Here is a 571-nt window from a genome sequence, read left to right as displayed (position 1 = left end):
TCTCATAAGTCCCTTGCTAATGATTCTGCGTGCTGGGGGCAACGTGTGAAGTGTGCTTACGATCGCTGTTGTTCGCGGATTCCTTTGATTGAGTAAAATTTGAAATAGTAGGAATCCGCTCACAAAGGCGAACACTCCGTTTCTACAGCACACTTCACACTTATGCCCTTTCTACGCAGTCTCATTGGTTCGGCTATCGTGAACCAGCGACGCCCAGCGAGCCATTGTGGCGGTGCGTAAAGCGAATCGGACAAGCCGCCATAAGCGCGCTTTGCCCAAGGCTTGCGCGCATATCCTGCTGATATGTGCCATAGACGGCAAGCTCATTGCAATGCACTTTATGGCGTGACCAGACAAACTGCATTATAGTTGAACTCTAAAGGCAACTTAGAAAAAGTAAGCCTTGAGGTAGGGTGGCTTTCCCTTGCTCGCAATTTGCTTAAGAAAGCAGCCTTAGACGCCAAAAACCAAGGAGCTAAGCGAAAACAGACCGCTTAGCTCCTTGGTTTTTATGAATATCATCTTATTTTGTTGGTAGGGTAATCCAAAGTTACTTTTGGGACACCCTCTT

1 protein-coding gene is annotated in these 571 nt (G+C 47.3%); it reads right to left on the bottom strand.

The genetic code is table 11. The features are described from left to right. Window positions 1-193 precede the first annotated feature (193 nt). Window positions 194-364, bottom strand: coding sequence for a hypothetical protein (locus tag KQJ23_RS23580; RefSeq protein WP_216481335.1), 171 nt, complete (start codon window positions 362-364; stop codon window positions 194-196). Window positions 365-571 lie beyond the last annotated feature (207 nt).

The organism is Paenibacillus brevis, from assembly GCF_018919145.1.
In the GTDB taxonomy this organism is placed as follows: Bacteria; Bacillota; Bacilli; order Paenibacillales; family Paenibacillaceae; genus Fontibacillus; species Fontibacillus brevis.
This window is presented reverse-complemented; position numbering and strand designations above follow the sequence as displayed.